Raw genomic sequence first — 24,296 nt, 5'->3', positions numbered from 1 at the left:
AATCACTCTTCGTCGATAAAAAGAAAATGCGTTAATAAAAATGTTCAAAGAAGTCGCTCGCCGACCGAAAAATCACAGCCGTTGAGGAAGTCACGCGCCTTCATCGCGCGCTTTCCCGGAGCCTGGACCTTGAGCAATTCGATGACGCCCTCGCCGGTGGCGATTTGAAGCGTTCCCGAGGAGCAGTCGGCCTGGATAATCGTGCCCGGCAAGGCGTCCGAGCCCGCGCCGACGGCCACGCGCGCGGCGTGGACCTTGAGCGTGCTGCACTCGAGGTCGTCCTGGGCGCCGGCCTCGGCGCAAGGGATCTCGCGCAGCGCGTAGGAGCCCGGCCACGGATAGAAGCCGCGGATATGATCGACCAATTGCTGGGCCGACTTCTCCCAGTCAATGCGGCCGCTTTCACGCGTGAGCATCGGCGCGTAGCTGGAGGCGTCGTCGTCCTGGATGGTCGCCGGCAGGTTGCCCGCTTCGAGCTTGTCGAGCGCGTCGACCAGCACTTCGCCGCCCAGGTCGGAGAGCGCGTCGTGCAACTCCTGGGCGTTCATCGCGGGGGTAATCGCCACGCGATGAATCTCCAGGATGGGCCCGGTGTCCAGGCCGGCTTCCATCTGCATCAGCGTCACGCCGCTTTCTTTCTCGCCGTGGACGATGGCCCAGTTAATGGGGGCCGCGCCGCGGTATTTCGGAAGAATCGACGCGTGGATATTGATGCAGCCAAGGCGCGGCACGTCGAGCACCGATTGCGGCAAGATCTGCCCATAAGCCGCGACCACGACCACGTCGGGGCGCAGGTCTTTGAGCGTCTGCAGCACGTCGGCGTTCTTGCGCACGCGCTCGGGCTGATACACCGGAATCTCGGCCTCAACCGCCTCGACCTTAACCGGCGGGCAGAGCAATTTCTTGCCGCGCCCGCCCTTTCGGTCCGGCTGCGTGAACACGCCGACCACCTCGTGGTGGCTGGCGATCAGCGCCTTTAGCGCGGGGACCGCGAAGTCGGGGGTGCCCATATAGACCACGCGCAGCGCGGTCTTCTCGGTATTATTTTCGTTCTCAGGAGATGTCTGAACCACTCTCTTCCTCTTCTTTTTCGAGCGCTTCTTCCAACATACGCGCGCGGATTTTCTTATATTCTTTTTGAGCCATGCGGCGCTTCAGCCGGCTCATGCGGTCCAGGAAGAGCACGCCATCGAGGTGGTCGATTTCGTGCTGCAGCGCGACCGCGAGCAGGCCTTCGGCCTCAAATTCGTAGGGTTCGCCGTCGCGGTCGAGCGCGCGGACTTTGACCTTATTTGCGCGCACGACTTCGCCGTAGAGCGAGGGGAAGCTCAAGCAACCCTCTTCCCATTTTAGCTTACCTTCGCGCTCGAGAATCTCCGGGTTGATCAGCACGAAGACCTTGTCTTCGGCTTCCGAGATCTCCTGGGGCGCCTTGGTCTCCTCAACCTCGCCCTCGGGCGGCTTCTCGTCGCTGGGGCGGCGGCGAATGTCGATGACCGTCACGCGCTTGGTCACGCCGATCTGCGGCGCCGCCAGCCCGACGCCATTGGCGTGGTACATCGTCTCGATCATGTCGTCGACGAGCGTGCGAATCTCATCGGTGACCTCTTCGACTGGCTCACACATCGTGGTGAGCACTTCGCGTTCTTCCGGAAATAGGACAATATCTAGAATTGCCATGGTTAACCTCGTCTTCTCTAGCTTTCAGTATAGGGATAGCGCGCGACAGCATCGCGTTTTATGGCCCACTTCTTGGTCTCATCTCGAGAGCATCGCAACCGCGAGTCCCTGCCCGAAATACCGGCGCATAATGCGCGCACGGTGTAACGGTTTGACCTCTCAGGGTCAACTCTCAGGGGCAACAGCACAGCCGCGGCCAAACTTCCGCCGGCGCGCGCTCCTCTTGGAATAATGATCGACTTTAGCCGCGCAGCGCCTGGCTTAGGTAGGCTTCGCGCAGCCCCGGGTCGCCGAGGACGGCCCAGGCGTCTTCGAGGGCATCGCGAATCTCGGCGAGCTCGGCCTCGAAGCGGTGGGCGACGCGGAACTCGACCTCATCGGGGTCGTATTGTTGGTAGAGGCGCTGGTAGGCTTCGCGTACCACCTCGGTCTCGCTGCCCTGGCGAATCTCGAGGATGGCATAATAATCCTTGTGTCGAACGGCCTGCAGTTTTTGTTGAATCGCGCGCCCATCGACCCCCGATTGCATCCCGCCAAGGTCGTGAATGCGCGAGGGCGAGGACGGGAAAATCGACCCATGGTCGACGGTCTGCGGCTGATTCCACGGTGCCTGGGGGGGCGGTTCATTCGCCGGTGTGCGGTCCCAGGGGGCCTGTTCGCGCTCAGGGGGCGGCGCTAACGCTCGCGGCGCCACATCAATCGGCTCGATATAATACGCAGGCGGCGCATTCGACGCGCCATAATTAGGCGGAGGTTGCGGTGGCGACGGGTAGCGCGGTTGGCGCTGCGGCACGATCGGGGTGATGGGCGTTCGCTGGTCGGCAAACCCGTGGGGGGCTGGCCCCATATCAAGGCCCAAACTCTGCTGGAGCGCGCCCCAAAGCGGCGCATCGCCTTGCTCGTGGCCGACCCATGCGTCGACCTCGCGGCGCGCCTCTTCGTCGGGCGAGGGGCCGACCACCAAGATCGGGATCAATTGCCCTAGCGGGCGCTCGCGAATCGCGCGAACCAACGTGGCGGCGCGCCTGGCCGAGCCAGACTCGACGATAATGAGCGCGTCGGGCGGAGACGCCTCGATCTGGCGAAGGCCGGCGGCCGGCAGCGCGACGGAGTTGAACTCAAAACCAGCTCCCCCGCGCGCCCCAAGCGCCCCGCCCCACGCGGCCGCGTCGCGGCCGATAAGAAGCACCTGAATCACGATTGGCTCCCGGATCTCTTGTTTTCGTATTGCTCAAGCCGCGATGAAATCACGAATTCGTGGAGCCACTCATAATCGGTCGGGTTTGTCGGCAGCGCGGAATCTTCGGGCGCGAGCGATGCGATCAGCGGCTCCAGCGTGCGCGCGAACCCATTCAACCAGGCCTTATTTACAAGGTCTTCGGGGACGGTATTCCTGATATATCCCGCGACCTTAGGGGATGCGTGATTGACCAGCAGGGTCGCCAGGTTAAAGTCGACCTCGGCCTGCATCAGCGCCCGGCCGGTCAGCGCGGTTCGCACAAGCCCGAAGATATCCTCAAGGCTCGCCCCTCTCCCCTTTGCGGCGAGTAGCCGGTCGAGCATCCCGCGAGCGACGTCGCGATAATGATGCAATAACCCCTGAGTAACCGCCGCGTTCACCACGCGCCGGGCCGGAAACCCGGTGCCATCCGCGCCCGAAGAGTTCGTCTCAAATAGAACCGGGCTGGCCAGAATCTCGAAGGCCAGCCCGCTCTGGTGCAGCATCATGCGCACGATCTTTTCGACTTCGAAAATCGCGTAGGGCACCGTGTCGATGACGCCCTCACGGGCGTCATTCCAACTGCGAAGCCCCAGGACGACACCGGCCGACTCAACGAAGACCCCGCCAAGCCGAAGCGGGCGCTGGTGGCCGTAGAGCGCAGAGCCCGACCAGGCGCTTAGAAACTGCGCCGAGCGGACCTGGGCGGGTAGGTCGATATCATCCGGGGCGTTTAGCTCACCGGGCCGGGTTGCAAAGCTCAAAGGCATCGCGCGTCTCGCAGCATCTTGGGCCGCTGGGGCCCCGGAGAATTAGGCGTGTCGCTGATAGATATAGCCTTCGGTGTGCAGCGCGAACTCGTTGGGCAATACGGCCTCGACGTCTTCGCGCTCCTCCTCCGGAATCTTCCACTCGGGGTTGGCGGCGAAGGCATCGGCGATTTTCTGGACGATGCGAAGCGACTCCTCTTCGCGCAGACGCTCGCGCAGCGGCGCTTCGATGAGATCTTTGAAGTCATGCTTGAGCAGCGCCTCGACCGCCAGGAAACGGATCGTCTCGTTGAGGTCGTCGAGGAAGCGCAGCAATTGCTCGCTGAGCTCTTCGCTGCGCAGGTCCGCGCTGCGAAGCACCAGCTCTTGCTTTTTCTCGGGGTTTCGCTGGTAGTCGGCGCCGCAGGATTCCAGCAGCTCGCACACCAGGCTGATCATCTCCTGGTAGTCGAGCAGGTCGGTGAGGACCTTCATCGGCCAGTTGATCTTCTCTTCGCGCCCGCGCAGGTAATTGGTGATGATCCCGCGCACGTCGAGATCCGGGTCGGCGGACATGCTCACCAGAGACTCATAGACGTAGGTCTTCTCGTCGCCGTCGACCGTGGTGTTGGGGGCGTTATCCTCAAAACGCGCCAGGAGCGCGCGCACCGCGTCGGGCGTGCCCTCGTCGCGCAGCGTCTGGATCGCGTATTTACGCTCCGGCGGCTGCACATACATGTTGGTGAGCGTTTTCTTGAGTTTTTGAATCCGACGCACTTGCGCTTGTTCTTTGTCAAATAGAAAGTCGAGAAGTCCCATAATTACTCCGATAGTTCAGAAAATGACGCCTGACGCCGACAACATAAGGAAGACGCCACCGTGCGGCAAGTGCGCATCAAACCAATCGAGTCGCGCTGCGAAAAAGGTTTGGCTTTTGTTCCGACACGCGCATAGCATAATATGCCCACAAAATGCGACTCGCATCGGCGAGTTATATACGCCAATCGTTTGAGTGATGGAATAAATTCCCTGGCAGTCTCCTTGTCGGGCGCCAAAACTCCCGCTATGTAGAAAACGCCTGCGTGATTCGTGGCGTTGCCGGAATCAAGCACGTGAGCACTTTTAGGACCATAGCGTACGACTGAGAACGACATATTTCACCGGTCTCCTCTGCGAGCGCGCCACCGATGTCGTGTGTGCCCCTGGCGATTATTACTCGCTTCCTTTCGCTCGATAATTTCTATGCGATTCGAATCAAATAATAGCATGCAAAAACACGTGACACCCCCTCAGCGCCGATGGAATGTCGGCGTCGGGCTGCGTAGTCTAAGCCTGAGTCTGGTGGTGGTCGCGGTGGCGGTCTTGACGCCAAACGCAAACCTTGCCCCCGCCGAGGCCCAGGCGCCGCCGCCCTCGGTCGCCAGCAGCCTCTCGCTGGCCTCCGCCGGCCTGGGGCCGGTCGCCCTCAACGCGATCATGGAGCCCGGGACCCTGGAGCGCATCGCCCGGCGCATTCGCGACGAGCGCTGGAAGTTGCCCGATGACCCCGCCGCCTGGCCCATCGAAGACGGAAAGCCGGTCGTTCAGACCCAGCAACTCAACGAATTATGGCACACCATCCTGCCCGGCGAGACGCTCAAGCGCCTGCGCCAAATGTACCGGCTCAACAACGCGTCGCTGCAGCGGCTGAACCCCGGGGTCAACCTCAATGACTTGAGCCCAGGCCAGCGCATCCGCGTCTGGGAGCGCGACCCCGATACCTTCTCGAAGAGCTACGGCGCGGCCAATCGCGGCCGCCTCTTCAACGGCGAGCCGCTCCCCGACAGCCCCTATTATCGCATCCTCTACCCGCACCGAGCCTTCGGCACCTATTATACGGTCAGCGAAGTCAGCCGTGTGCTCAATAATTACGGCAAAGCCTACCCCGACAGCGAACCGCTGATGGTCGGGGATATCAGCTTCCGCGTCGGCCGAAAGATTCACCCTCACGCCTCGCATCGCACCGGGCGCGACATCGACATCAGCTACCCGCGCAAGAACGCCGCAAAGACCCTGCGCCGCTTTGGCCATGTGCGCCGAAACGAGCTGGACGCCAAGAAGCTGCTGGTCATCCTCAAGGACCTGCTCGACGGCGGCCACGTCGAGTATATCTTCATCGACCGCTGGCATCAGCGCACCCTGCGCGCCGAAGCCCTGGCCCAGGGCGCCACCGAGGAGTGGGTGGACCGCGTCTTTCAATACCCCGCTTATAGCGGCGGCGACGCGATCGTGCGCCATGCGCGCGGCCACCACAAGCATTTTCATGTGCGGTTTGCCTGCCAGGAGACAGACCGACGCTGTCGTTGAGCAGGTCGATTTTTTCTAACCTGTCCCGATCTTTCGCCCCGCCAGGTCACGCCCTCCCAGGGGCGTTGTGCCCCAAGGCCTGCTAAGCGATGCTTTTGGCGCAATATTTGCGATTTGGGACACCGCGCTAAGCTCGTCGAACCATCTCGGCCGGAGATGGCTATACCTGCGGAATTGCGGTCGAGGATTCGACGGTCAGTTGTTGGGGGACGGGGGTTGCCTCGCCCGACAACGCGTCGGATCTCAAGCGCAAATTTAAATCGATCTCGGCCGGCGCTACCTTTGCCTGCGGTATTCTCGACGATACGGACCCGCATATCGCCAATTCGGTGGCTTGTTGGGGAGACCCCTCGAATTATGGGGCGGAATCGCAGCAAAACCCCGAGTTTCTATCAGTCGCGGCCGGATACGTGCATACCTGCGCGATTCGGCGCCAACATGCGAAGGATACGGTGACCTGTTGGGGGCAAAATGGTACCCCTCCCCGTCTCATCACGCACGCCGGTGAGTTTAGCGCGGTCGCGGCGGGCCGCGACCATAGTTGCGCGTTGACCCCTGAGATAAAAGTGCTGTGCCGAGGCAAGAATGATAAGAATCAACTCAGGATTCCGGATGGTCTGCTGGAACTCTGAGCGCAACCACTGACCAGATCGCCCGCCCCTGGCGTTCCTTCAGTACGCCGTCGCGCCGCGGGCGCTCGTGCTAGCGGGCTCGCCCAGCCATATCTATATATTTCGTAATGATGTATGTTGCGGGCGGGCAAACTGATCTGGAGAAAACAATGAAGGATGTGCAACAAGGCAAGGTCGTGGCGATTCGTGGCAGCGTTGTCGATGTCGAATTCGACCGCAACCTGCCGCAAATTCACACGGTCCTGACCGCCCATGACGGCGAGATCATCATCGAAGTCCTCGCCCAGCGCGACGCGACCACGGTGCGAGGTATCGCGCTGACGCCGACCCAGGGGCTGGGGCGCGGCGAAATGGTCGAGAATACCGGCGCGCCGCTCAAGGTGCCAGTGGGCCCGGGGATTCTCTCGCGGATGTTTGACGTGTTTGGCGACGCCATCGACCGGCTGCCCCAGCCCGAGGACGTGGAGTGGCGCTCGGTGCATAACCCGCCGCCCCCGCTGGCGCGGCGCTCGACGACGTCCGAGGTTTTTCAGACCGGGATCAAGGCCATCGACATCCTCGTCCCGCTGGAGCGCGGCGGCAAGGCCGGGTTATTCGGGGGCGCGGGGGTCGGCAAGACCGTGCTGCTCACCGAGATGATCCACAATATGATCGGCCACCACGACGGGGTGAGCATCTTCTGCGGCATCGGCGAGCGCTGCCGCGAGGGCGAGGAGCTGTACCGCGAGATGAGCGAGGCCGGGGTGCTCTCGAAGATGGTGATGATCTTCGGGCAGATGAACGAGCCGCCCGGCTGTCGCTTCAGGGTCGGCCACGCCGCGCTCACCATGGCGGAGTATTTTCGCGACGATGAGCACCGCGACGTGCTGCTTCTTATCGACAATATCTTTCGCTTCATTCAAGCCGGCTCGGAGGTCTCGGGTCTGATGGGTCAAATGCCGTCTCGCCTGGGGTATCAGCCGACGATGGGCACGGAATTGTCGGCGCTCGAAGAGCGCATCGCCAACACCGAAAACGGCGCAATTACCTCGATTCAGGCGGTCTATGTCCCCGCCGATGATTTCACCGATCCGGCGGCGGTGCACACCTTCTCGCACCTGTCGGCCACGCTGGTGTTGTCGCGCGAGCGCGCCAGCGAGGGGCTGTTCCCCGCGGTGGACCCGCTGCAGTCGAACTCGAAGATGATCGCCCCGAATATCGTCGGCGAGCGCCATTACCGGGTGGCACAGGACGTGCGGCGCACCCTCGCCCAATACGCCGAGCTCAAAGATATCATCGCGATGCTCGGGCTGGAGCAGCTCTCCGGCCAGGACCGCAAGGTGGTCACGCGCGCGCGGCAATTAGAGCGTTTCTTGACGCAGCCGTTCTTCACCACCGAGCAATTTACGGGCATGTCGGGTACCCTGGTCCCGCTCGAAGACGCCCTTTCGGGCTGCGAGCGCATCTTGGGCGACGAGTTTTTAGATTATCCGGAGAGCGCTTTTTATATGGTCGGCACGGTCGACGACGCCGTCGCCAAATACCAGGCCTCGACCAAGACCAGCGTGGCTTGAGCATGAGCTCCATGACGCTCAAAATCCTGTTGCCTGCCAAGGTCTTCGCCCTTGAGCAAAATGTCGTGCGCATCGTGGCCGAGACCCCCGGCGGCTCCTTCGGGATCCTGCCGCGCCGGTTGGACTGTGTGGCGGCGCTGGAGCCGGGGATCTTTACCTATGAGACCGACGACGCCCAGGAGGTCTTTGTGGCCATCGACGAAGGTGTTTTGGTCAAAGCGGGCTCGGTGGTCACCGTGTCGGCGCGCCGCGCCATCGGCGGCGTCGACCTGGAAAAACTGCGAAACGCGGTCGAAGAAGAATTTCTGACCCTGACCGAGCATGAGCAAGTCTTGCGCTCGGCCATGGCCCGGTTAGAGGTCGGCTTTATGCGCAGACTGGTGAGCTTTCATAATGAGTGATACGCCGCAAAAACAGCCCGACCCCGGCCGGCCGGCCCTGGCCAATCGCATCGATCGCAAGGCCAAAAGAAAGCTCGACGCCCGGCGCAAGGGAAAAACGAGCGTGTGGTTTGGCCTCGGGATGATGGGGCTGATCGGGTGGTCAGTCACGGTGCCGACGCTGCTGGGGGCGGCGCTGGGTATCTGGCTCGACGAGCGCGACCCCAGCGGGCGCTCATGGACGCTTGCGCTGCTCACCACGGGGCTTGTGATCGGGTGTCTGAACGCCTGGCATTGGCTCAATCGCGAGAGCAACGAGATCAACGAGGATAGCGAGGATAGCGATGAATGACGCATTTATTTGGTTCTTGGCCGGCCTGGGCGGCGTCGCGCTGGGGGGGCTCTTTTTTGGCAGTCTCTGGTGGACGGTCCAAAAGGTGACGACCTCCGCGCGCCCCGCCCTGTGGGCTGTGGGTAGCTTCGTGCTGCGCATGGTGGTCACGGTCGGTGGTTTTTACCTGGTCGGCGGCGGCCAATGGCAGCGCATCGTCGCCTGCCTGGCCGGGTTCCTTTTGGCGCGCGCTGTGATAACGCGGGTGACGGAACTACACGCGCCATTGACCCCGGAGCCCACGCATGCGCCTTAGTCCCGATGAAATCATCTTTTTGGAATACGGCGACGTGCGCCTCAACGCGACCATCGTCTTCACCTGGGCGTTGATGTTGCTCCTGGTGGTCGGCTCGAAGCTCATCACCCGCCGGCTATCGACGGGCTTGCAGCGCTCGCGCTGGCAAAACGCGCTCGAAATTGTGGTCACCACGATCGTCGACCAGATCGAAGAGGTGGGCATCGATAACGGCCGGAAATATCTAGGCTTTTTGGGCACCCTATTTCTCTTCATCGCGACCTCGAGCCTGCTGACCATCGTGCCCGGCTTCGAGCCGCCCACCGGGTCGCTGTCCACCACGACCGCCCTGGCCGTGTGCGTATTTATCGCGATTCCGCTTTTCGGCGTCCTGGACCGCGGCTTGCTGGGGTACCTAAAAACCTATACGCAGCCGACCTTTATCATGTTGCCCTTCAACCTGATCGGGGAGATCTCGCGCACCCTCGCGCTGGCGGTTCGCCTGTTCGGGAATATGATGAGCGGCGGGCTGATCTTGGCGATCCTATTGGCTATTACGCCCTTCTTCTTTCCGATCATTATGACCGCGCTGGGCCTGCTCACCGGCATGGTTCAGGCGTATATTTTCTTTATTTTGGCGGCGGTCTATATCGCCGCCGCGATTCGCAGCACTAAAACCGAGCCCACTAAAACGCTTGAGAACACATAGGGGAAAACCATGGAAGCAATGACAACAATCGCTGTGGCATCAATCATCATGAGCGCGTTGGCGACCGCGATCGGCACGATGGTGCCGGCGTACGCTGAGGGAAAAGCCGTGGTCGCGGCGCTGACCTCGCTGGCCCAGCAGCCCGACGCGGCGCCGACTATTACCCGAACGCTATTCGTCGGCCTGGCGATGGTTGAATCCACGGCGATCTACTGCTTCGTCGTGTCGATGATTCTGATCTTCGCCAATCCGTTCTGGAACACTGCGCTTGCTCAAGTCGCGGGGCAATAATCTATGGTTGTCGATTGGTTTACAGTCGTTGCGCAGATGCTCAATTTCCTGGTGTTGGTGTGGTTGCTCAAGCGCTTCCTCTATCTGCCGATCTTGAACGCCATCGACGCACGTGAGCACAAGATCGCGACCGAGCTCGCCGACGCGGCGGCCAAACAGTCGCTGGCCGACGCGCAGCATGAGAAATTTCAGCAAAAGAGCGCGCAATTGGACGCCGAGCGCGACGCGCTCTTGCGCCAGGCGCACGTCGAGGCCGCCGAAGAGCGCCAGCGCCTGGTCGACCAGGGTCGCCGGGCCGCCGAGCGAATTCGCGCCGAGCGCGAGGAGGCGCTGCGCAGCGAGTTCCAGTCCCTGCAAAATATCATCACCGGCCAGAGCCGCGACGCCGTCTTCGCGACCACGCGCAAGGTCCTCAAAGAGCTGGCCGGGGTCAGCCTTGAGGCGCGCATCGTGGAGCTGTTCGGCGAGCGCCTGCGCGGGCTGGACCCGGCCAGCGTCGACAACCTTCGGGCGACGGCGGGAGACGACGCGCAGCCGATGCTTATCCAGAGCGCCTTTGAGCTCGGGGACGCGCAAAAAGACGCCCTTCGCGCAACCCTCAGCCAGGTCTTCGGCGCGCCGGCCGCTGTGGAATTTAAAACCGTTGACGGCCTGATCGCCGGGATCGAGTTGATGCTGGATGGCTTTAAGGTCGCCTGGAGCATCTCCGAATATCTCGTCGAGATGGAGAAGAATATTTCCGAGATTCTGGGTGAGCACAAGCCCAGGCTCCACGCTGGGAAGAATTATGAACTCGTCTGAGACACTCAAGGGGGCCTTCGACCGGATGTTCTCGGCGGCCGACACGGCGCGCGAGCAGAGCGCACCGGACCTCAAGCCGCGCGAGGTCGGGCGCATCGTGAGCGTTTCGACCGGCATCGCGCATATCACCGGGCTGCCCGGCGTCGGCGTCGAGGAGCTCGTGCAATTCCCCGGCGGCGTTCAGGGCATCACCTTTAACGTCGATGAGGACGAAGTTGGCTGCGTGCTGCTCGGGCAATACTCGCATCTGCACGCCGGCGACGAGGTCGAGCGCACCGGGCGGGTCATGGATGTTCCGGTCGGGGCCGGCGTGCTCGGGCGCGTCATCGACCCCCTCGGGCGCCCCCTCGACGAGCTGGGCCCGGTGCCCACCTCCGGGCGCCTCCCCATCGAGCGCCCCGCCCCGGCGATTATGGACCGGTCGCCGGTCACCGTGCCGCTGCAGACCGGCGTTAAAGTCGTCGACGCCCTGGTGCCCATCGGGCGAGGCCAGCGCGAGCTGATCCTCGGCGACCGCCAGACCGGCAAGACGGCCATCGCGCTCGACACGATTATTAACCAGCGCGGCCAGGATGTGGTCTGCGTATACTGCGCGATCGGCCAGCGCGCGGCGGCGGTCGCGCGGGTCGTGGCCACCTTGCGGGAGCACGACGCGCTGTCCTACAGCGTGGTGGTCGTCACCGAGGGTAACGATCCGCCCGGGCTCGCCTATATCGCCCCCTACGCCGCGACCAGCATCGCCGAGCACTTTATGGAGGCGGGCCGGGATGTCCTGATCGTCTATGACGACCTCACCCAGCACGCGCGAAGCTACCGCGAGCTGTCGCTCTTATTGCGCCGCCCGCCCGGGCGCGAGGCGTTCCCTGGCGATATTTTCTATATTCACTCCCGCCTGCTGGAGCGCTCCACCCGCCTCAACGATGAGCGCGGCGGCGGCTCACTCACCGCGTTGCCCGTGATTGAGACCGAGGCCCAGAATATCTCGGATTATATCCCGACGAATTTGATCTCCATTACCGACGGCCAGATCTATCTGTCCCCGACGCTCTTTGAGCTGGGCGTGCTGCCCGCGGTCGACGTGGGCAAGTCCGTCTCGCGCGTCGGCGGCAAGGCGCAGCGCGCCGCGTATCGCGCGGTCACCGGCAACCTTAAGCTCGCCTACGCGCAATTCGAAGAGCTCGAGACTTTCGCGCGCTTCGGCGCGCGACTCGACGAGAGCACCCAACAGACCATCGACCACGGTCGGCGCATTCGCGCCTGCCTTAAGCAACCCGAGCTCGCCCCGGTCTCGGTCCCCGGCCAGATCCTCGTGTTGCTCGCCCTCAGTGAGGGGCTCTTTGACGGCGTCCCCCTGACCGAGATGGTCGAGGCGCAAGCGGCGCTCAAAAAGGCGACAAAAGATATCCCGGAGAGCCTGAGCAGGCTCTTTGGGGGGAGTCAAAAGTTGGGCCCCGAGGACCGCGACATTTTGATTGGGCTGGCCAAAAAAGCCCTCAAGCCCTTCCTTGTGGCCGAGGAGGTTGCCCTGGCGCAGACGCGGCAGAAGTCATGAGTGAGACCACCGGAAGCCTGCTCCAAAAGATCGGCAGCGCCACGGATTTGCACGGCGTGGTGCGCACCATGAAGGCCGTCGCGGCCTCAAGTGTGACCCAATACGAGAACGCCGTGCGTTCGCTAGACGACTATTATCATACCGTCCAACTCGGTCTCTCGGCCTGTTTTCGCGACCCGGCGATGCGCGACATTCAGACGAGCCTGAGCCTGTCCGACGGCGGAAACGTGGTCGCCATCGTGTTCGGCTCCGACCAGGGATTGGTCGGCCAATTCAACGAGGTGATGGCCGAATACGTCCTAGAGGAAATGAGCGAGATTGCGGACAAAAGGTCTGTGTGGGTGGTCGGCGAGCGCGTGGGGCATCGGCTGCAGGACTCGGCGCTTGAGTCCACGGCACATTTCCGGCTGCCAGGCTCGATTCAGGCCATCTCGCCGCTCATCGCGACGGTGCTCTCGGAGCTCGAGGAGCGCCGCGCAGCCGGCGAACTCAAGGAGATCTACCTCTTTCATAACCAGCCCACCGGCCCGGCCACTTACACTCCGGTGAGCCAGCGCCTATTGCCGCTCGACGCCGCGTGGAGCCGCGAACTTAGCGCCATCGCCTGGCCGACCAACCTGCCGGCGCAGGTGCTCAATGGCGCCCAAAACACCCTCCCCGCCCTGGTGCGCGAATACCTATTCGTCTCGCTCTTTCGCGCCTGCGCGGAGTCCCTTGCCAGCGAAAACGCCAGCCGCCTGGCCGCCATGCAACGCGCCGAGAAGAATATTGACGGCCTGCTCGAAGAGATGACCCGCTCCTATCACCGCCTGCGCAAAGACAATATCGACGCCGAGCTTTTTGACCTGATCGCAGGCTTTGAGTCGCTTAAGGATGGCTAAGCTACGCGGGCTTTTTGGGGCCAAATTTCTAGCTAGAGTGGTGCGCTAATCACGCCGCCCACCCAGCAGCCCCAGCCGGTACAACCAATACAAAAGCTGCAGAATCGCCGACACCGCGGCGGCCACATAGGTCGCGGCCGCCGCGGTCAGCACCTGGCTGACCCCGCCCAATTCGCGCGGCCCGACGATATTATAGTCGGCCACCGCGCGTTTGGCGCGCGCCGAGGCGTCGAACTCAACCGGGAGTGTCACCACGGTGAAGCCGACAAAGCCCGCGAAGAGCAACACGCCGACTTTGGCCAGGCCGGTGATGCCGATAAAGAGCCCGGCGATCATGATCCAGACGCCCAGGTTCGTGCCGATATTGGCCACCGGCACCATCTTCTGGCGGATGGTCATCGGCCAATAGCCTTCCTTGTGCTGGATGGCGTGGCCGACCTCGTGGGCGGCGATGCCGGCGGCGGTCACCGAGCGTCCGTTATAGATGTCGGGGCTAAGCCGCAGCGTGCGCGAGCTCGGGTCGTAGTGGTCGGACAGAAAACCCGGGGTCTGCTCCACGGTCACGTCCGTGATGCCTTTGACGCGCAGGATCTCCTGGGCGACATCGCGCCCGGTCATCCCGCGGCTGGTCGGGACCTTGAGCCATTTGTTGACGCGGTTTTTTACCCAGAATTGGGCGCCCAGGCTCAGCACGAAACCAACGCCCATGATGAGCAAATAGATAGGGTCTAGGAACATCGTTTTACTCCATAATTAGGGTGCTCACACTCGAACCGAAGAACATCGACCCAGAGTGTTTCATTCCAATATTTAAGGCGATTTAGCGCCCTCATAAACCAGAGGAGAAACAGCGAAGTAACCGTAGATCTTCCCCTCTGGGGAAGATGTCGCGTAGCGACAGAAGGGGGGCGTCGGGGCGGCGATGCGGTGCGAGGTTGTTGGGTGTTGTTGCGCATTTGTTGGGTTCTTGCCGGGCGTCGCGGGTGCGCGGCGTGGTGGGTTTGCGGTGGGTGGGTTTTTGTGGCGCGTCGCAGGTGCGCGGCGAGATCTTGCTCTCCAGGGGGCTCGGTATTACCATCCTGGCGACCGGCTTGACCGCCGGCCTATCCCCTTCACCACGAATCTATCGGAATTGGAATGAGCCCCTCAAAAGACCTGAAAATACACGACCCTGAGTTGACGCTGACCTTTCTGGACTTCGCCCAGCCGATCACCAAGCGCGCCCACTCGGAGACCTCGGCCGACGAGTTTGAAAACGCCCTGTCCTTTGCGCTCACGATCTGGAATGTCCTGGCCATCGACGCCGAGAGCCCCGAAGGCGGCGTGCTGGCGGAGCTGCGCGAACAACTGGGCGCTAATCGCGCCGACCCGGAGACGCTCGAGATGATCGATATCTTGGTGGACCGCTATCGGACCCGCCACGCCGGTGACGCGCGGACCGTCGGCAATCTACAGGTCAGCAAGCCGGAGCGAAACGCGTTTGAGGTGACCGTCGGCCGAGTTTAAGGAGCCCAATACCCACCGAGCCGTCGACCGGCGACGCGCGAGCGGGACGTCCCGATTCGAGTCACGGCATCGGCGCGTAGCTCACCCCAACGCCCGGCCCCAGCGGGATGCCCAAAAATACCCACACGATGAACAGAATCGACCAGCCGATGGCAAACGCCACCGAGTACGGCAGCATGACGGTGAGGACGGTGCCGATCTTGATATCCTTCACGTAGCGCTGGGCGAAGACGATGATGATGGGCAAATACGGCATCAGCGGTGTGATGATATTGGTGACCGAGTCGCCCACACGGTAGGCGGCTTGGACGGCCTCGGGGCTCAGGTCCATCATCATCAGCATCGGCACAAAAATGGGCGCCATAAAGGCCCATTTGGCGCTGGCGCTGCCCACGAAGAGGTTCAGCACGGCGCTGACGGCCATAAAGGCGAGCAGCAGCACGATGCCGCTGAGGTTGAGGCTCTCGAGCAGGATGGCGCCCTTGACCGCCGTGACCACGCCGATCTTCGACCAGGAGAAATACGCGATGAATTGCCCGGCGACGAAGGCGAGCACGATATAGGAGCCCATGGTGCCCATGGTCTCGGAGGCCATCTTGGCGACGTCTTTGTCGTTCTTGATGCTCTTATTGAGCACGCCATAGACGATGCCGGGGATCATAAAGAGCAGCGCGATCAGGACCTCGACCGATTGGAAGTAGGAGTTGAGCGTGTTGATGGCCGGGTCGCCCTCGGCGATGGGGTCGCGCAGCGGCGAGCCGCTCCAGGCGCCCAGAAAGGCGATGCCGGCGGCGACCAGGGCCGCGACGCCCATCGAGATCAGGAAGTTTCGGCGCTCGTCGCCGTCGACCACCTCCACGCTCTCCAGCGGCTCCGAGGCCTGCGCCGGGTCCCACTCGCCGAGCATCGGCTCGACAAATTTCGTGGTGACCCAGGTGCCCACCGCGGTCACGAAGACGGTCGAGGCGACCATGAAATAATAATTTGAGGTGGCGTTGACGGCATAGCTCGGGTCGATGATCTGGGCGGCCTGGCCGGTCAGGCGCGCGAGCATCGGGTCCAAGCCGGTGATCAAAAGGTTGGCGCTAAACCCGCCGGAGACGCCCGCGTAGGCCGCGGCGAGCCCGGCGATGGGGTGGCGCCCCAGGCCGGCGAAGATCAGCGCGCCCAGGGGCGTGAGCACGATATAACCGGCGTCGGCGACCATCGAGCTCATGACACACGCGAAGATAAGCGTCGCGGTGATCAGGCTTTTGGGCACCGACTCGACCAGCACCCGCAAGCCCATCGTCACAAAACCGGTGCGCTCGGCGATGCCGATGCCGAGCATCACCGTGAGCACCGGGCCCAGCGGCGCAAAGCCCATGAAGTTGTCGATGGCGTTGAGGAACATCCAGCGGATGCCCTCCCAGCTCAGCAGGCTTAGGACCTCGTGGGATTGCGCCTGCGGGGTGCCCTCGAGCACCGTCACGCTGGTGCCCGACAGCGCGGCCGACGCCAAGACCACCGCCAGCGCCATCAGGGCAAAGAGCGTGAGCGGGTCCGGCAGGCGGTTGCCCATCTCGGCCATGCGGTGCAGCTGGCGCACCACGAAATTATCTTTAGATGGCGTAGATTCGGGGGTGTTCGGCGCGTCGGCGGCCATGGGGGTACTCGCTGGGTATAAGTAATCGAATGCGCTTGCTTTTAGGGGCGCACGATAGCAAAGCTCGGGACCGCGCCAGAATCCTTATCCGCGATGGGGACGTCAAGGCGTCTCAGGTAAACAGGCTTTTATTTTCGGTAAATTACGCCGGCAAAAATGGAGAAACGATGAGCTATACCAAAACAATCACCATCGACACGCCCCGTCAGGGGTTGCACGAAATCACCGAGCGCATCCAGGCGCTGGTCGCCGACAGCGGCGCCCACACCGGGCTGTGCACGGTCTTTATCCAGCACACGTCTGCAAGCCTCACGATTCAGGAGAACGCCGACCCCAGCGCTCGGCGCGACCTCGAGGCCTGGATGGCCCGCCACGTGCCCGAAAACGACCCACTCTATACCCACACCCACGAGGGCCCGGACGATATGCCGTCTCATATCAAGGCGGCGCTGACCGCCACGAGCTTGTCGATCCCGGTGGTCGACGGGCGCGCGGCGCTCGGTACCTGGCAAGGCGTGTATGTGTGGGAGCACCGCACGCGCGCACACCGGCGGCGCGTTGTGGTGCATATTGGGTAGGTGATGGTTGCCGCGCGGCTTTGATGAAGCGTTTCTGAGAAGTTATAAGACCTTAAAATATCGCCCAGTAGCGGTTTAATTCGGTTCAATAACGATATTGAACACTGGGGCAGCATTCGAAGTGAGCGTCGACGGTGATTAGCTTTTGTTTGAATAGCCTAAGCAGGCGAGGTGAAATATGATGGAATCATTGGCATACCGAACGCTATACGCATATGATCTGGCCACCGAAGAAATCACTGAAATTACGATATCTCTTGGGTTTCCAGAGAAAGTGCGCGACGCGCTTTGGCGCGCGTCGTATCGGATTGTCCTTACCGATGGAGTGAGTTGTGAGGGCCGGCACGGTGTGGGTATCGATGCCTGGCAAGCCCTTATGACCGCCATTTCCCTGCTTAAGCTCGAAGTGGAATTATTGTTTCAGAAAAGAGTCGTTTCATTTCACTTCTCGCGCAGCGGCGCAGAGCAGCAAACTGAAGAGGTAGTCTTCGATGAAATTTTTCCGAAAGATCGTTTCAAAAAAGGCCCTTAAGTCGCGTTTTTTTTATGAAAAGGAGTCTTAAATGGATAACTGTCTTGTAAAACAGACGCTCTACGCGTGCGAGCCAACGTCCGACAATGTGACAAAATTAACCCTTCTTTTGGGCTATCCCGAACTTGTGAGGGAGGCGGAGGCGCGGGTCGCTTTATGTATTCGTATGGATGAGGGGGGAGGAGCAGAAGTATACGCTTTCGGAGCCGACAAATGGCAGGCGCATATGATGGGCATTTCCATGCTGAAGTTACGACTTAAGCATATGTTCCGGAACAGCTGCCCCTCGTTTCACTACAGTCGCGAGGACGCTGAACAGCAGGCGGACGGGGTCTCGTTAGACGATCTTTTCCCAATAGATTTAGTATAATTAAAATGTGATTTTGTGGCCTAACTTCACTGCTCGAACCCCCCCCCCCCGAGCATCCCGGCGGAATTGGACCCCAGCGCCCGGCGCGACCTCGAGGCCTGGATGGCCCCCGCCACGTTCCCGAGAATGACCCGCTCTACACCCACACCCACGAGGGCCCGGACGATATGCCGCCTCATATCAAGGCGGCGCTGACCGCCACGAGCTTGTCGATCCCGGTGGTCGACGGGCGCGCGGCGCTGGGCACCTGGCAAGGCGTCTATGTGTGGGAGCACCGCACGCGCCCGCACCGGCGGCGCGTGGTGGTGCATATCGGGTGAGTTGTCGAGCGAGCGACGTCTCGTCGCCGAAAGACCAGCTCGCGAGATTGGCGCAAATTCGGCGCAAATTTGGTGGCATTTCGGATGAATTCGCGCAGGCGTCTGACTTTTGCGTATAAGTGAAGTTTATCTCGCTTGACGGGGATTATCAGGCCCTTAATGATAAAATAATGGCGACAGGGTTTTGTCCGCTGCCCGTATACACGGGCATTGGGGCGTATTCGCTCGCCGGCGACACGTTTGCTTCAACCCCCACCCCGCGCGTCGGTTTTTGCACCAATTTTTGCGCAATTCTCCCATTTTATTGTCATGGAGACTCCCTTGAAAAACAGATGGTTTTTACTCAGTTCAATTTTGATATTGCAATGTATGTGGCTGAGCGCTTGCGCCGACGACGTGGCATCGCGCAGCGCCTATCAATGCCCCGTGCAGGCTTGCGCGAGTCAGAATCGCGTGTGCGAGGACCTCGACCAGCCCGAATGCGGCCCGTGCAAAGCGGGCTTCGAGGAGGTCGACGGAAAGTGTGTCGCGCCCGATACGCCCGCTTGCCAGGCGGACTCCTGCGAGAACGGAACCTGCCTGGAGGCCGACGAGGGGTTCACCTGCGAGTGTGATGAGGGCTTCGAGGTCGCCGAGGTCAACGGCGTCTCGGTCTGCGCGCCTACCGAGGGTGCGTGTGAGGCCGAAGCCGGCCTCTGCTCCAACGGCGACTGCGTAAATACCTCCGACGGGCATACCTGCGCGTGCGACGAGGGCTACGAGCTGAACCCGGAAGGGACGGACTGCCAGGATATCGACGAGTGCGTGGCAAACCCGACGATCTGTGGCGCGGGCGGCACCTGCGCCAACGAAGCAGGTGGCTCTTCCTGCACCTGCGACGCCGGCTATGAGCTAAACGCCGATGGCGTGTGTGAGGCCCTCGACCCCTGCGCCGAGGACCCGAATATCTGCGGCGCGGGCGGCACCTGTGTACCCCAGGCGGACTCTTATTCCTGCACCTGCGCCGACGGCTATGAGCTTAATAGCGACGGCGTGTGCGAAGGCGTGGGCGTGTGCGCCAATGGCCCGGCGATCTGTGGCCCCGGCGGCACCTGTGTGCCCGAAGAAGACGGCTATTCCTGCACCTGCGCCCAGGGCTACGAACTCAACGCCGACGGCATGTGCCAATCCATCGGCCCCTGCGCCGAGGACCCGAATATCTGCGGCGCGGGCGGCACCTGCGTGCCCGAGGTCGAGGGCTACTCCTGCACCTGTGCGCCCGGCTATGAGCTAAACTCCGACGGCGCGTGCGAAGATATCAATGAGTGCATCGACAACCCGAGCATCTGCGGCCCCGGCGGGACCTGCACCAACACCCCGGGCAGCCACACCTGCGCGTGCGCGCCCGGCTACCAGCTCAACGCCAACGGCGTCTGCGAAGATGTCGATGAGTGCGCCGACAACCCGGTGCTTTGCGGCACCGGCGGCATTTGCACCAACACCCCGGGCGGCCACACCTGCGCGTGTGAGCCGGGCTACGCGCTCAACGCCAGCGGTGTGTGCGAGTCGGTGGTCTTTATGATCGACGCCGGTGAGGAGCACGTCTGTGGCATCGCCCAGGGCCAGTTATTTTGCTGGGGCGACAATCTCCACAGAACGGCCCGACTGGGCCTCGGCGAGAATGTCTCGGTGCCGACCAACCGCGCGCGCCGGGTCGGAACCCGCAGCGATTGGGAGTGGATCAGCGCCGGAGAAGTACATACCTGCGGCATCGCCGGCGGTGAACTCTTCTGCTGGGGATTTGGTCAAGGCAGACTCGGCGATGGTGGGAGCGACCCGAGCGCGACGCCCAAAAAGATCGGTGCGCGCGCCGATTGGACGCGCGTGAGCGCTGGCAGGCTGCACACCTGTGGCGTCGCCGGCGGTGAGCTCTTTTGCTGGGGAGAGGACGCAACTGGTCAACTGGGGCTTGGCGTAGGCAATAATGGAGAGACCCGGTTAACCCCAACCCAGGTCGGCGGTCGCACCGACTGGAAGGAGATCAGCGCGGGAAGTTACCATACCTGCGGCATCGCCGGTGACGGATATGCCTTTTGCTGGGGCTACAACCAATTTTACGGACTTGGCGACGGCACGACGGTCGATCGCTACGAACCCACGCAGCTAACAACGACACGTCGATGGAGAAAAATCGACGCCGGCCTCGATCATAGCTGTGCCATCGGCGATGTCCGAGCGGGCGGCCCAGTTCCGTTCAGCGGTGGGATCGGTATGGGCCATCTCTATTGTTGGGGAGACAACTCGATCGGACAAATTGGCGATGGATCCCATACCGATAGCCCCACGCCTAAACGGATCGGCAGCTCAATTTCGGGGTGGGAGGCTCTCGGCGTCGGCGAGGGCCACAGCTGCGCCATTGCCCAGGGGCAATTGTATTGCTGGGGCGTTAATCACCAATGCCAGATCGGCAACGCGACCTGCAACCCTTCCATGGTCCTGAACCCGACGCGCGTCGGCGCATCCCTCGATGATTGGCACATGGCCACCGCCGCCAATCAGCACACCTGCGGCATCGCAACCGACACCAACTCCTTTTATTGCTGGGGTTATAATAACGTCAGCCAACTTGGCGTGGGTCACACTTCGCAGCGTCAAACGCCCACGGAGGTCCTCGGCTACGACCCCTTGCCCTGAGCCCAGGGCTTTCGGGTTGAGCTAGAAGAAGGCGCGGCGTTTCCCGAGTGGAGGCGCCGCGCCTTTTTATATGGAGTGCAACCTAATGCGACCCCTCATCGGCGATATCACCCGGCGCCTCAATATCGTCTTCGCCCTTGCCCAGCCGACTCGCCAGCCACATCCGCGTGCGCACCACGATGTCATAAAAAGTTGGGATGACCAGCAGGGTCAGAATCGTCGAGGTGATGACGCCGCCGATGACCGCGATGCCCAGCGGCGCGCGGAACTCCCCGCCCTCGCCTCCGCCGATGGCCACCGGCAACATGCCCGCGATGATGGCCACGCTGGTCATGAGGATGGGGCGAAGGCGCACGCCGCCGGCCTCGATGATCGACTCCTCAATGTCCATGCCCTCCTTTTGCGACCATTTGGCGAAGTCGACTAAAAGGATGGCGTTCTTGGCCACGATGCCCATCAATAGGACCACGCCGATCATGCTCATCAGGTTGAGCGTGGTGCCGGTGAGCACCAGCGCGACCATTACGCCGATGAGCGACAGCGGCAATGAGATGAGGATGGGCAGCGGTTCGACGAAGCTTGAGAATTGGACCACGAGCAGCAGGTACATCATCAGCACCCCCACGGCGAGGGCGATGAGCATGCGCCGAAAGACGTCGCGTTGGTCCTCGACGTTGCCGCCCTGCTGATAGGAATAGCCCTCGGGGAAATCGATCTCGGCCATCTTGGCCTCGATATCCTGAACGACCGCGCTCATCGGGCGGTCCTGGGTGTTGGCCTCGACGGTGACGATGCGGTCGCGGTCCAGGTGCTCGATGCGCCCCGGCCCGTCGAATTGGCGGGTGCGCGCAACCTCGCCGAGGCTGATGATGCGCGCAGCCTCGCCGGGCGCGCCCGCGACCAGCAGTGGCATCGCGCTGAGGTCGCCCTCGTTGGCGCGAAATTGCGGGGCGTAGCGCACCCGGACGTTGCGGGTCTGTCCGCCGGCGTCGACCCAATCCCCGGCGTCCACGCCCGCGAATGCCGGGCGCAGCGCCTCGGCGACCTGCCCCACGCTTAGCCCCAGGGTCGCGGCGAGGTCGCGGTCAATATCGACCTGGTATTCGGGGCGCCGCCCGCGGGTCGACAGCGACACGTCGACCGCCCCGGCGACGGTGCTCACCCGCTCTTTTGCCTGCTCTGCGATGCGGTTTAGCTCCTCGATATCGGGGCCAATAAGCTGAATTTGGAGCTCCTTTCCCGGGCCGCCGGGCCCGCCGCTGCTGATCGACGCGTCCACGCCGACCAGATGATCGATGGCGTCACGGGTGCGCTTGGCGACCTCCGATTGGGTAATACTGCGCTCGGACTTCGGGGCCAACTTCACAAAAATAGTCGCCTCATCGACCGTATCGCCCTCCCCGCCGATCGTCGTGTAGGTATATTCAACCGACTCCTGATGGCGCGCAATCTTGGCCGCCTCGAGGACTTTGAGGCGGGTATATTCGAGCGACGAGCCCGCCGGTGTGAGGATTGAGATGGTGAAATTTGAGGTGTTCAGCGTCGGGAAAAAGCTCACCCCCACCATCCCCGTCGCTGGCAAAGCGAGCGCGGCGCCAAAGGAGACCGCGGTGATAATGACAATGATCAATCGGTGCCCAAGCGCCCATCCCACCAGGCGCTGATATCCCTTTGTTTGCCCGTCGAGCCAGGCGTTGAAGCGCTCGATTTTATGGCCCAGCCATTTGCGTTTTCCCTGGCGAATCTCGGGGTCCTTCCAATACGCAGACAGCATCGGGTCGAGCGAAAACGACACGAAGAGCGACACGAATACGGCCGCGGCGATGGTCAGCGCCATCGGGCCGAGCCACTGCGCCGACAGCCCGCCCATAAAGGCGATCGGCACAAAGACCACGATAATCGCCATGGTGATGGCCGCGACCGCAGGCCCGATCTCGGCGGTGCCGTCGCGCGCCGCGATATATTCATCTTTGCCCATCTCCATATGGCGCACGATATTCTCGCGCACCACGATGGCGTCGTCGATGAGCAGACCGATGGCGAGCGAGAGCCCCAACAAGCTCATCGTATTGAGCGAAAACCCGAACGCCCACACCGCGATAAAGCTCGCCAGGACGCTCACCGGCAGCGCCAGCGCGGTGATGGCGGTGCTTCGCCAGGAGTTTAAAAAGAGGAAGACGACGATGATCGTCAGAATCGCCCCTTCCAGCAGGGTCATCTGCACCGAGCGCACCGAGTCCTGGACGTCGGTGCCGGAGTTGCGCACCACCTGCAACTCCACGCCGCTGGGGAGCGTCGGCCGAAGTCGCTCCACCCGGGCGAGCACCGCGTCGCTCACCGTGGTCGTGCTCGCCCCGGTGGTCTTGATGATGTCGATGCCGACGGCCTTCTCATCGTTATAATAGGCCAGCGAGCGGGCCTCCTCGTGGCCCGCGTGCACCGTCGCCAGCGCGCCGAGTCGGTGCACGCTTGTGCCCTCGCGCGCGACCACAACCTCCGAGAAGTTCCTCGCCGCCTCGAGCCTGGCCTGCAGCCGAATCGTGCGCTCTTCAAATTCACTATTAACCCGGCCGACCGGCGCGGCGAGGTTGGCCGAGCGAAGCGCGCCGATGACCTGGGCGGCGGTCGCGCCCACCGACTCCATGGCGTGTGGGTCGAGGTCGACCTTCATCGCGGGCTCGACATCGCCGCGCAATTGAACCTCGGCGACGCCGGTGATTCCCTGCAAATCGCCGGTAATCTTGGGGTCCGCCATCGCGCTCAATTCCTCGACCGTATGCTTCTCTGAGGACAGCGTCAGCGAGACGATGGGGAGCATATCGAGGTCGAATTGGGTGATGATCGGCTCTTCCATCTCGAGCGGAAGGTCGCGGCGTTGCTGCGAGATGGCGTCGCGGATATTTTGGGTGGAGCGGTCCAGGTCGGTGCCGAACTCGAATTCGACGATGAGCAAGGCGAAGCCGTCAAGCGACGTGGAGCGCAGCTTCGCGACGCCCTCGATCGCCGCGATGGCGTCTTCGACCGGGTCGACCAGGTCGCGCTCCACGCTCTGGGGCGACGCGCCCGGGTAGGGAATCGACACGCTGACCACCGGCGGTTCGACCTCGGGGAACTCATTCACCTCGAGCACCAGGAGCGCGACCACCCCGAAGATGACCAGGGTGAGCATCGCCGCGATGGTCGTGATGGGCCGCTCGATGGCCTTGTCTGAAATCCACATTTAGCATCTCTCGCGTGCAATCATACCGCTTGA

At 62.3% G+C, this 24,296-nt stretch carries 24 protein-coding genes and 1 pseudogene; 17 read left to right on the top strand and 8 right to left on the bottom strand.

Annotated features, from left to right (window positions below):
* Window positions 1–44: 44 nt before the first annotated feature.
* From fmt to DN745_RS07930, 5 genes are all read right to left on the bottom strand, one after another.
* On the bottom strand, window positions 45–1,073 hold the full coding sequence (gene fmt, locus DN745_RS07950) for a methionyl-tRNA formyltransferase (protein WP_204355113.1): 1,029 nt from the start codon (window positions 1,071–1,073) through the stop codon (window positions 45–47).
* Window positions 1,054–1,680, bottom strand: coding sequence for a peptide deformylase (def, locus tag DN745_RS07945; protein ID WP_111333642.1), 627 nt, complete (start codon window positions 1,678–1,680; stop codon window positions 1,054–1,056). The genes fmt and def overlap by 20 nt, the downstream gene beginning before the upstream one ends.
* Before the next feature lie 241 nt (window positions 1,681–1,921).
* Entirely contained in the window at window positions 1,922–2,878 is a 957-nt protein-coding gene (locus DN745_RS07940) for a J domain-containing protein (protein ID WP_111333640.1), read from the bottom strand.
* Complete coding sequence (locus DN745_RS07935; RefSeq protein WP_111333638.1) at window positions 2,875–3,669, bottom strand: DNA polymerase beta superfamily protein; 795 nt, start codon at window positions 3,667–3,669, stop codon at window positions 2,875–2,877. Before DN745_RS07935 ends, DN745_RS07940 begins: the two co-directional genes overlap by 4 nt.
* A gap of 42 nt (window positions 3,670–3,711) precedes the next feature.
* The gene (locus DN745_RS07930; protein WP_111333636.1) at window positions 3,712–4,467 is read right to left on the bottom strand and encodes a hypothetical protein; all 756 of its coding nucleotides are present in this window, start codon (window positions 4,465–4,467) and stop codon (window positions 3,712–3,714) included.
* Between the two features lie 423 nt (window positions 4,468–4,890).
* Between DN745_RS07930 and DN745_RS07925 the strand changes: the two genes are divergently transcribed.
* The 11 genes from DN745_RS07925 to DN745_RS07875 all read left to right on the top strand — a co-directional run bounded on the left by DN745_RS07925 (window position 4,891) and on the right by DN745_RS07875 (window position 13,419).
* Window positions 4,891–5,994, top strand: coding sequence for a penicillin-insensitive murein endopeptidase (locus tag DN745_RS07925; RefSeq protein ID WP_111333634.1), 1,104 nt, complete (start codon window positions 4,891–4,893; stop codon window positions 5,992–5,994).
* Window positions 5,995–6,323: 329 nt separating this feature from the next.
* Window positions 6,324–6,626 carry an RCC1 domain-containing protein gene (locus DN745_RS20215; RefSeq protein WP_111333632.1) on the top strand — a complete coding sequence of 101 codons (303 nt, stop codon included), beginning with the start codon at window positions 6,324–6,326 and terminating at the stop codon, window positions 6,624–6,626.
* Window positions 6,627–6,775: 149 nt separating this feature from the next.
* A complete protein-coding gene (gene atpD, locus DN745_RS07915; RefSeq protein WP_111333630.1) occupies window positions 6,776–8,179 on the top strand; it encodes a F0F1 ATP synthase subunit beta in 1,404 nt (467 codons plus the stop codon).
* Window positions 8,180–8,190: 11 nt separating this feature from the next.
* Window positions 8,191–8,580, top strand: a complete 390-nt coding sequence (locus tag DN745_RS07910) for a F0F1 ATP synthase subunit epsilon (RefSeq protein WP_111337587.1) — start codon at window positions 8,191–8,193, stop codon at window positions 8,578–8,580.
* On the top strand, window positions 8,573–8,911 hold the full coding sequence (locus DN745_RS07905) for an AtpZ/AtpI family protein (protein ID WP_111333628.1): 339 nt from the start codon (window positions 8,573–8,575) through the stop codon (window positions 8,909–8,911). Before DN745_RS07910 ends, DN745_RS07905 begins: the two co-directional genes overlap by 8 nt.
* Entirely contained in the window at window positions 8,904–9,206 is a 303-nt protein-coding gene (locus DN745_RS07900; RefSeq protein ID WP_111333626.1) for an ATP synthase subunit I, read from the top strand. The genes DN745_RS07905 and DN745_RS07900 overlap by 8 nt, the downstream gene beginning before the upstream one ends.
* Window positions 9,196–9,894, top strand: a complete 699-nt coding sequence (locus DN745_RS07895; protein WP_111333624.1) for a F0F1 ATP synthase subunit A — start codon at window positions 9,196–9,198, stop codon at window positions 9,892–9,894. The genes DN745_RS07900 and DN745_RS07895 overlap by 11 nt, the downstream gene beginning before the upstream one ends.
* A 9-nt stretch (window positions 9,895–9,903) precedes the next feature.
* Window positions 9,904–10,185 carry a F0F1 ATP synthase subunit C gene (locus tag DN745_RS07890; RefSeq protein WP_111333622.1) on the top strand — a complete coding sequence of 94 codons (282 nt, stop codon included), beginning with the start codon at window positions 9,904–9,906 and terminating at the stop codon, window positions 10,183–10,185.
* A gap of 3 nt (window positions 10,186–10,188) precedes the next feature.
* A complete protein-coding gene (locus DN745_RS07885; RefSeq protein ID WP_111333620.1) occupies window positions 10,189–10,986 on the top strand; it encodes a F0F1 ATP synthase subunit B family protein in 798 nt (265 codons plus the stop codon).
* Complete coding sequence (locus tag DN745_RS07880; protein ID WP_111333618.1) at window positions 10,973–12,538, top strand: alternate F1F0 ATPase, F1 subunit alpha; 1,566 nt, start codon at window positions 10,973–10,975, stop codon at window positions 12,536–12,538. Before DN745_RS07885 ends, DN745_RS07880 begins: the two co-directional genes overlap by 14 nt.
* Window positions 12,535–13,419, top strand: coding sequence for a F0F1 ATP synthase subunit gamma (locus tag DN745_RS07875; RefSeq protein WP_111333616.1), 885 nt, complete (start codon window positions 12,535–12,537; stop codon window positions 13,417–13,419). Before DN745_RS07880 ends, DN745_RS07875 begins: the two co-directional genes overlap by 4 nt.
* Before the next feature lie 45 nt (window positions 13,420–13,464).
* Here the strand turns inward: DN745_RS07875 and DN745_RS07870 are convergent, their stop codons facing one another.
* Window positions 13,465–14,157: a zinc metallopeptidase gene (locus tag DN745_RS07870; protein WP_111333614.1), complete on the bottom strand. Its 693-nt coding sequence runs from the start codon at window positions 14,155–14,157 to the stop codon at window positions 13,465–13,467.
* Between the two features lie 399 nt (window positions 14,158–14,556).
* Here DN745_RS07870 and DN745_RS07865 point away from each other — a divergent pair, with 399 nt between their 5' ends.
* Window positions 14,557–14,925: a hypothetical protein gene (locus DN745_RS07865; RefSeq protein ID WP_111333612.1), complete on the top strand. Its 369-nt coding sequence runs from the start codon at window positions 14,557–14,559 to the stop codon at window positions 14,923–14,925.
* A 61-nt stretch (window positions 14,926–14,986) separates the two neighbouring features.
* Here DN745_RS07865 and DN745_RS07860 read toward each other — a convergent pair whose 3' ends face one another.
* Entirely contained in the window at window positions 14,987–16,570 is a 1,584-nt protein-coding gene (locus tag DN745_RS07860; RefSeq protein WP_111333610.1) for an AbgT family transporter, read from the bottom strand.
* A 167-nt stretch (window positions 16,571–16,737) separates the two neighbouring features.
* Here DN745_RS07860 and DN745_RS07855 point away from each other — a divergent pair, with 167 nt between their 5' ends.
* The 5 genes and pseudogenes from DN745_RS07855 to DN745_RS07835 all read left to right on the top strand — a co-directional run bounded on the left by DN745_RS07855 (window position 16,738) and on the right by DN745_RS07835 (window position 21,043).
* Window positions 16,738–17,148 (top strand): secondary thiamine-phosphate synthase enzyme YjbQ, encoded by a 411-nt coding sequence (locus tag DN745_RS07855; protein WP_111333608.1) that lies wholly within the window; start codon window positions 16,738–16,740, stop codon window positions 17,146–17,148.
* A gap of 178 nt (window positions 17,149–17,326) precedes the next feature.
* Entirely contained in the window at window positions 17,327–17,680 is a 354-nt protein-coding gene (locus tag DN745_RS07850; protein WP_111333606.1) for a DUF6968 family protein, read from the top strand.
* Window positions 17,681–17,711: 31 nt separating this feature from the next.
* Window positions 17,712–18,050, top strand: a complete 339-nt coding sequence (locus DN745_RS07845; protein ID WP_111333604.1) for a hypothetical protein — start codon at window positions 17,712–17,714, stop codon at window positions 18,048–18,050.
* A gap of 54 nt (window positions 18,051–18,104) precedes the next feature.
* Window positions 18,105–18,370 (top strand): annotated as a pseudogene (locus tag DN745_RS19725) (secondary thiamine-phosphate synthase enzyme YjbQ); the annotation flags it as partial.
* Window positions 18,371–18,739: 369 nt separating this feature from the next.
* Window positions 18,740–21,043: a hypothetical protein gene (locus DN745_RS07835; protein WP_162687537.1), complete on the top strand. Its 2,304-nt coding sequence runs from the start codon at window positions 18,740–18,742 to the stop codon at window positions 21,041–21,043.
* A gap of 82 nt (window positions 21,044–21,125) precedes the next feature.
* Here DN745_RS07835 and DN745_RS07830 read toward each other — a convergent pair whose 3' ends face one another.
* Window positions 21,126–24,263, bottom strand: a complete 3,138-nt coding sequence (locus DN745_RS07830; protein ID WP_111333600.1) for an efflux RND transporter permease subunit — start codon at window positions 24,261–24,263, stop codon at window positions 21,126–21,128.
* Between the last annotated feature and the right edge of the window lie 33 nt (window positions 24,264–24,296).

Origin of the sequence: Bradymonas sediminis (assembly GCF_003258315.1) — a bacterium.
Classification (GTDB): Bacteria; Myxococcota_A; Bradymonadia; order Bradymonadales; family Bradymonadaceae; genus Bradymonas; species Bradymonas sediminis.
The sequence above is the reverse complement of the archived record's forward strand: the minus strand, read 5'-3'. Positions and strand labels throughout refer to the sequence as shown.